The 6000-nt window shown below is 38.3% G+C and carries 4 protein-coding genes; 3 read left to right on the top strand and 1 reads right to left on the bottom strand.

Features of this window, described 5'->3' with window-relative positions; translation table 11 throughout:
- Positions 1–74: 74 nt before the first annotated feature.
- Complete coding sequence (locus FJR06_RS10490) at positions 75–2078, top strand: nitrate ABC transporter ATP-binding protein (protein ID WP_015083517.1); 2004 nt, start codon at positions 75–77, stop codon at positions 2076–2078.
- Between the two features lie 72 nt (positions 2079–2150).
- Positions 2151–2993: a nitrate ABC transporter ATP-binding protein gene (locus FJR06_RS10485; protein ID WP_015083516.1), complete on the top strand. Its 843-nt coding sequence runs from the start codon at positions 2151–2153 to the stop codon at positions 2991–2993.
- A gap of 107 nt (positions 2994–3100) precedes the next feature.
- Here FJR06_RS10485 and FJR06_RS10480 read toward each other — a convergent pair whose 3' ends face one another.
- Positions 3101–4234: a cyclopropane-fatty-acyl-phospholipid synthase family protein gene (locus FJR06_RS10480; RefSeq protein ID WP_041458597.1), complete on the bottom strand. Its 1134-nt coding sequence runs from the start codon at positions 4232–4234 to the stop codon at positions 3101–3103.
- A gap of 418 nt (positions 4235–4652) precedes the next feature.
- Between FJR06_RS10480 and FJR06_RS10475 the strand changes: the two genes are divergently transcribed.
- Positions 4653–5522 (top strand): lipid kinase, encoded by an 870-nt coding sequence (locus FJR06_RS10475; protein WP_168633492.1) that lies wholly within the window; start codon positions 4653–4655, stop codon positions 5520–5522.
- The last annotated feature ends 478 nt before the right edge of the window (positions 5523–6000 follow it).

The following is a 6000-nucleotide window of genomic DNA, read 5'->3' as shown; positions in this document are numbered from 1 at the left end:
TTTATCTTCCAAATGCTTCGCCCCTACTGACAACTGACAACTGACAAATAACCCATTACCCATTACCAAATAATATGTCTATATTTGTTGGCGTTGACCAAGTTGATAAAATTTTTGAATTAACCGGTGGTGGACAATATATCGCCCTCAAAGGTATTGATCTTCAAATTAAAAAAGGCGAATTTGTTTCTCTTATTGGTCACTCAGGTTGTGGAAAATCTACCCTTCTAAACATGATTGCCGGTTTGGATTTACCAACAGAAGGTTTAGTCACTTTAGAAGGACAAAGAATTAAAAAACCTGGACCTGATAGAATGGTAGTATTTCAAAACTATTCGCTTTTACCTTGGCGAACAGTGAGAGAAAATATTGCTTTAGCAGTAGATTCAGTATTACATGGAATGCCCGCAGCGGAACGCAAAGCGATTATTGACAGACATATAGATATGGTCGGTTTACGTCCCCATGCTGATAAACAACCAGGGATGTTATCAGGTGGACAAAAACAACGAGTTGCGATCGCTCGTGCCTTGGCAATTCGTCCTAAACTATTACTATTAGATGAACCCTTCGGTGCTTTAGATGCCCTAACTCGCGGGAATTTGCAAGAACAATTAATGCAAATTTGTGAAGAGAATCAAGTTACCGCAGTCATGGTGACACACGACGTAGACGAAGCGGTTTTGTTATCTGACAGAATTGTCATGTTAACCAACGGACCAGAATCGAAAATTGGCGACATTTTAGAAGTAGATATTCCTCGTCCTCGCAAACGCATGGAAGTAGTAAAACATCCCAGTTACTACAGCTTGCGAAGTGAAATGATTTACTTCCTCAACCAACAAAAACGCATCAAAAAAATTCGGGCGAGAAAAACTGCTGCGGTGGTTCGTCATGGTTTAGAAAAAGTTAATTTAGAAATTGGCTTCTTACCCATTACAGCTTGCGCCCCCCTGGCGATCGCCAAAGAAAAAGGCTTTTTCATCAAACATGGTCTGGATGAGGTTAATTTAGTCCGGGAAAGCAGTTGGAGAGGAATTGTAGACGGGATGACAGGGGGATATTTAGATGCGGCACAAATGCCCTCAGGTATGCCCATGTGGTTAAGTTTAGGAGGAAATAAAAACCAACCTTTACCAGTTGTCACCGCCCTGACAATGACCCGCAATGGTAACGCCATCACCTTAGCCAAACGTTTTTATGACGAAGGTGTACATAGCTTATCCGACTTCAAAAATTATCTCCTAAAAACCCGCGAACAAACACACAGAATGGGAGTAGTTCATCCCGCATCCATGCACAATTTACTCCTTCGTTATTGGTTAGCAGCAGGTGGAATTGACCCCGACAGTGATGTGGTTATGAAAAATATCCCTCCTGCTCAAATGGTAGTAGATTTAAAAGGTGGAACTATTGACGGTTATTCTGTAGGTGAACCTTGGAATTATCGGGCAGCAGTTGAAGGTTCAGGCTTTACCATAGCCACAGATTTAGAAGTTTGGTTAGGACACCCTGGTAAAGTTCTAGGAGTACGAGAAGATTGGGCAGAAACTTATCCAAATACCCATATTGCCTTAACCAAAGCCTTATTAGAAGCTTGCCAATATTGTGCAGATCTTGCCAACGCCCAAGAAATTCGCCAAATTTTAGCAAGTCAGGAATATGTCAGCACAGATATTGAATATATCCAACTGGAAAACCCGAATAACGCTACCTGTGACTTAAATCATCCCATGCGGGAATATGCCCATCACCAATTTTATTCCGAGTCTGCCATTAATCGCCCCAGTCGCACCGAACAAATTTGGATTATGACTCAATTAGCGCGGTGGGGTGACACTCCCTTCCCCAGAAACTGGGTAGAAATCGTTGAAAGAGTTTGTCGAGTCCGCGTTTTCAGTACCGCAGCCAGAGAACTAGGCTTAGATATCAGTTACACCCGTCAACCCATTCAATTATTTGATGGTAAACCCTTCAACGCCGATGATCCAATTGCCTATCTTAACGACCTAGAAATCAAACGCGACTTCTCCATAGCCGAAGTCATTCTAGATGCCCCCAGAAGAACCGCAGCTTAAAAAAACCCTTTCTTCCTTTGCGTCTTTGCTCCTTTGCACCTTTGCGCGAAACCTCCTACCAATTACTAAACAATGCAAAACCGTAACTTGAAATCTACCAACACAGCTACAACCACAATCAGCCGTCAGCCTTTCCTAGAAATTAAAGACGTTTGCAAAGTTTATCCCACCAAAAATGGACCATTTACCGTTCTTGATGGTGTTAACCTCAACGTGGAGAAAGGTGAATTTCTTTGCGTTATCGGCCACTCTGGTTGCGGTAAATCAACTTTATTAAACATGGTTTCTGGTTTTAACTTCCCCACCACTGGACAAGTTTTATTAGAAGGAGAACCAATTACAAAACCAGGTCCAGATCGCATGGTAGTATTTCAAAACTATGCGTTATTACCTTGGATAACAGCTTTTGACAATATTTATTTAGCTGTAAATGCAGTTTATCCCACTAAGCCAGAAGCCGAAAAACGGGCTATTGTGAGAGATCATTTAGCAATGGTGGGTTTAGCTGATGCCATGGAAAAGAAACCCATGCAAATGTCTGGGGGGATGAGACAGCGGGTTTCTATTGCGCGGGCTTTAGCTATTCGTCCGAAAGTGTTGATTTTAGATGAACCTTTTGGGGCGTTGGACGCAATTACTAAGGAAGAATTACAAGAGGAATTGTTGAAAATTTGGAATGATAACCGTTGTACAGTTTTGATGATTACCCATGATATTGATGAGGCTTTATTTTTGGCTGATAAGTTGGTAATGATGACCAATGGACCTCATGCCAAAATTGGGGAAGTGATGGAAATTCCTTTTTCTCGACCTAGAGATAGAGCGAGAATTATGGAAGATCCTCAATATTATCAATTGCGGAACTATGCGTTAGATTTCTTGTTTAATCGTTTCGCTCATGATGATGTTGGTTAGTAGTTAGTAGGTTGGGTTAAGCAACAGCGCAACCCAACAACAGCTTTAATCATCAGGTTTAATAATGTTGGGTAACATACGTCAACCCAACCTACTAAAATCAAAGATTAGGCATGAACCATTAAATATTGGCCATTACCGTTGTATTCACCATTGCAACTGGCGAAATTAGCAACAAACCAAATTAAATAAAACCTCCAGATGCGGCGAAATTTGGCATAGTCCATCCCGTAGTCTAAATCTTTGACTATTGCTTGAGAATCATCAAAGTTTTTTAGCCAACTAGTAAGAGTTTTAGAGTAATTAGAGCCATTAAGATACCATCTATCAATAGTTTTCAGGTCTTGATTATGACTGGGAATCGCGTCATATTTCCAGTAACGACCATGAGGGAAAATGTATTTGTGAGTGAAAACACTGGAGATATTATTAGGGGTACGGACTGTGATAATGTGAATAAAAACCTTGCCGTTATCCTTGAGAAAAGATGCCAGCTTTTGAAAAGCCTTTGTTAAATTACCCACATGACAAAAAACGCCAATTGAGAGAATTTTGTCAAACTTTGTCTCAAATTGGGCATCGTTTATATCTCCTTCATAGAGAGTAAAACGACCGGAACTGAGGTAACTTTCAGGATCTTGCATTTTCTGACGCATATATTCACATTGGTTATGACTCAAGTTAATTCCTGTGAATTTAACATTGGGAAATTTGGCAAGAATATAATTTGCTACGCAGCCCCAACCACAGCCAAAATCTAAAATATGATCACCATCTTTTATTTCTAATTTGTCAATTACATCATCAATCATTTGCATTTGTGATTGTTCGAGATTTGCTGCTCCTTTTTCCCACAATCCCATGCTATATTTGGGATAAATAAGTTTTCCATCACCTAACATGAGATTCAACATAGCTTGAGGCAAATCGTACTGAATCTTCATTAAATCCCGCGCACCTTCGGCGGTATTGTCTGTTTCTGTTAATACCCATTCGTAGGGTACAAGCAGGGATGGAAAATACTTAAAAAAGACAGGCATACAACTATCAAAAAGCGATCGCAACACAGCATCCGGTACTTCTAATCCGTTGATATAAGACTCGGCTATTGCCATTTGCACTGCGTTAACTGTACTAACTGCAAGACGGGTTGCTTTGTAAGCAATGGGACTTTTAGTATGTACATCTCCCACGATGGGAAGATGTTTCTCAATGTTTTGTAAAATTGTTGATGAACTCATGTTTATATTGGATTTTAAAGATGCCGCTATTTTATATCAATAAAGCCAAGTCAAAATAATATTAAAGAATAGATATTTCTTTGGATAGATAGAATGAAAAAAAGAGGAATAATAAGTATATATATATATATATTCACTACGGCTGATAATTAAGTAAGTCAACACAATAAAACCAAACTGTGTAAAGAAATGTAAAATCGCTGAAAACTTATTCTAACATACCTCTAAGATATAAGGTTGTGTTGCGCTGTCGCTTAACCCAACAAAGCAAAAAATGGACAAGGTATTGATGCTGAAACCATATTACTGTATTCTCTTCTATGACAAGTTATGTTTCAACCTTCTGATCATCTGCCGCTGATATTCTCAGAAAATAGATGTAGATAATTCGATATATAAACTACAAAAGGTGGACGCAATGAGTCTTCGCGCACTACTGTTAATAAATAGTAATTCTCGTCAAGGGCAAGAACGTTACCAAGAAGCAATAAATTGTTTAAATAAATTGGGTTTGGAAATAATTACAGAATCTACAGAACATCCAACTCAACTAGGGACTGTGATTCGGCGTTACCAACAGCAAATAGATTTGGTAATTGTCGGTGGTGGTGATGGTACACTTAATGCTACTATAGAGGCAATAATTGAGACTCAATTACCTTTGGGTATTTTACCATTAGGAACTGCTAACGACTTAGCCAGGACTTTAGCAATTCCCAACTCTTTACCGGAAGCGTGTCAAATTATTGCCTCTGGAAACTTGCGAAGAATTGATTTAGGTTCTGTAAATGGGAAATATTTTTTTAATGTTGCTAGTCTGGGTTTAAGTGTAAAAATTACTCAACAATTAACTAAAGAAATTAAACGGCGTTGGGGTATATTTGCCTATGCAGCAATTGCATTTCAAGTAGTTTGGAAATCTCGCCCTTTTAGTGCAGAAATTCGTGTGAATAACGAATCAATTCATGTGAAAACTGTGCAAATTGCTGTGGGTAATGGTCGCTATTATGGTGGTGGTATGGCTGTAGTTCACGACGCAGCGATAGACGATCAAAGACTGGATCTTTATAGTTTAGAAATCGATCATTGGTGGCAAATTCTTCCCCTACTTCCGGCTATGCGTCAAGGTAGACATATTGATTGGCCGAATGTCCGCGCCCTTGAAGGTCAGGAATTTACAATATATACTAGAAAACCCCATGCTATTAACACAGATGGAGAAATTACAACCCATACTCCCGCTGTGTTTCGGGTGATTCCTCAAGCGATCGCAGTTTTAGCCCTATGACTATCATCTTCAACTATGATTTACCTGATTGATATGATTTATTTGATGGGATATGTAATTAAACAGGAGATGGTCACTAAACGAGGTAAAAAATGAAAATTCAACTATGATTTACCTGATTGATATGATTTATTTGATGATATCTTAACTATTATTTATGTAATTAAACAGGAGATTGTCAGTAAAGGAGGTAAAAAATGAAAATTCAACTATGATTTACCTGATTGATATGATTTATTTGATGATATCTTAACTATTATTTATGTAATTAAACAGGAGATTGTCAGTAAAGGAGGTAAAAAATGAAAATTCAACTATGATTTACCTGATTGATATGATTTATTTGATGATATCTTAACTGATTGATATGATTTATTTAATGATATCTTAACTATTATTTATGTAATTAAACAGGAGATTGTCAGTAAAGGAGGTAAAAAATGAAAATTCAACTATGATTTACCTGATTGATATGATT

It is taken from the genome of Dolichospermum sp. UHCC 0352 (assembly GCF_009711925.1).
GTDB classification, from domain to species: Bacteria; Cyanobacteriota; Cyanobacteriia; order Cyanobacteriales; family Nostocaceae; genus Dolichospermum; species Dolichospermum lemmermannii.
The sequence above is the reverse complement of the archived record's forward strand: the minus strand, read 5'-3'. Positions and strand labels throughout refer to the sequence as shown.

What these genes read in the sequence shown, in the direction of transcription:
- FJR06_RS10485 (WP_015083516.1), top strand. Translation starts at nt 2,151, where the DNA reads ATGCAAAACCGTAACTTGAAATCTACCAACACAGCTACAACCACAATC.
- FJR06_RS10475 (WP_168633492.1), top strand. Translation starts at nt 4,653, where the DNA reads ATGAGTCTTCGCGCACTACTGTTAATAAATAGTAATTCTCGTCAAGGG.
- FJR06_RS10490 (WP_015083517.1), top strand. Translation starts at nt 75, where the DNA reads ATGTCTATATTTGTTGGCGTTGACCAAGTTGATAAAATTTTTGAATTA.
- FJR06_RS10480 (WP_041458597.1), bottom strand. Translation starts at nt 4,234, where the DNA reads ATGAGTTCATCAACAATTTTACAAAACATTGAGAAACATCTTCCCATC.